The sequence below is a fragment of the Salegentibacter sp. genome, from assembly GCF_041642575.1.
GTDB lineage: Bacteria > Bacteroidota > Bacteroidia > Flavobacteriales > Flavobacteriaceae > Salegentibacter.
In genome coordinates, this window is the sequence record NZ_JBEPWD010000201.1 from 1 (window position 1) to 1678 (window position 1678).

The 1678-nt window shown below is 36.8% G+C and carries 1 protein-coding gene and 1 pseudogene; both read right to left on the reverse strand.

Annotated elements, in window-relative coordinates; translation table 11 throughout:
* Positions 1–19 precede the first annotated feature (19 nt).
* Positions 20–1048, reverse strand: coding sequence for a UDP-3-O-(3-hydroxymyristoyl)glucosamine N-acyltransferase (lpxD, locus tag ACESK1_RS13315; protein ID WP_372920653.1), 1029 nt, complete (start codon positions 1046–1048; stop codon positions 20–22).
* A gap of 24 nt (positions 1049–1072) precedes the next feature.
* Positions 1073–1678, reverse strand: a pseudogene (locus ACESK1_RS13320) (phosphohydrolase); the annotation flags it as partial.

The following is a 1678-nucleotide window of genomic DNA, read 5'->3' on the forward strand; positions in this document are numbered from 1 at the left end:
TGTTTGCTTGGAAACTTTTTCAGCCATTCTTTTCGATTTTTTTCTTCAGTTGCTCAAAAGCGTCAACTGTTTTGGGCAAATTTTTAAAATGTATATATGATTTACTGTAATCTTTGTAACCAATAGCCGGACTTCCCTGTAGAGATTCATCATCTTTAACATTGCGACCTATACCCGACTGTGCCTGAACTTTAACTCTGTCGCCAATAGTTAAATGACCCGCAATTCCAACCTGTCCACCAATGAGGCAATTTTTTCCAATTTTGGTAGAACCTGCAATACCTGTTTGAGCGGCGATTGCCGTATGCTCTCCAATTTCTACATTATGAGCAATTTGAATCTGGTTATCCAGTTTCACTCCTTTTCTTATAATTGTAGAACCAAGAGTAGCCCTATCTATAGTAGTACCCGCTCCAATTTCTACGTCATCTTCAATGATCACATTTCCAATTTGTGGTACTTTAGAGTATTTTCCATCATCTTCAGGAGTAAAACCGAAACCGTCTGCCCCTACAATAACTCCACTATGGATCACACAATTGCTCCCTACAACACAATCTGAATATATCTTCACCCCCGAAAAGAGAATTACATTATCTCCAATCTTTACATTCTCCCCCACATATACATTGGGATAAACTTTTACGTTATCTCCCATTTTTACATTTTTACCTACATATGAAAATGCTCCCAGGTAGATGTCTTCTCCATATTCCACATCTTCGGAAATGAAACTAGGTTGTTCGATCCCGGACTTGTTCGATTTTACCTGATTGTAGTAAACCAGAAGTTTAGTAAAAGCTTTATAAGCATCTTTTACTTTTATGAGAGTTGTACTAATTGGTTGTTCGGCTTCAAAATTTTCATTTACTATAGTTATTGAAGCTTTTGTAGAATATATATAGGAAGTATATTTTGGATTGCTTAGAAAAGTTAAAGCACCTTTAGTACCTTCTTCGATCTTTGCCAGTTCAGACACTTCAGCGTCAGGATCACCTACAATCCGGCCTTCAAGTATCTCTGCTATTTGTGATGCGGTAAATTTCATTCTGGCAAAAGTAAAAAAAATGGTTTAATGTTTCGGCTTGGGGTAACATATATAATATTTCACCACAGTTTTAGAAAGTGCCTCCAGGTTAAGCTGGTCAGAAACTTTAGCTACATCACTGGTTTTCCCGTTTTTATGGAGAATATTAATATTATTCTTTTCGCTTTTATAGGCAAGGTTCGCGATCTCTCCGCTAAAAACAAAGTAATTTGCCTCTTTTTCTGAAATATTATATTTCTTCTGAAGTTTATCCCGGTGCTTTTCCATTTTCGCTTTGGAAGGTTTTTTCTTTTTTATCTTCACTTTAAGCAGATCGCGGTTAATGATCATTCCGCATAAATTGCTCAATACGAAATCATCGCATTCTATCCATTCCTTCATCGCCATAACGATATCATAATCGTCAAGCCGGGAAAATACATCAAGAGTTTCTTTATCGAAATTCTCACGGGTTACCTTATTATTTAAAAAATACATTAGAGCTTTGCTGGCATGCAATTCTGCTCCTTCATCAATTAATTCTTTGGCTCTTTTTAATACTCTGATGAGCAATTGCTCGGCAACCAAACTGGTTTTATGAAGGTAAACCTGCCAGTACATGAGTCGGCGGGCTACCAGGAATTTTTCAAC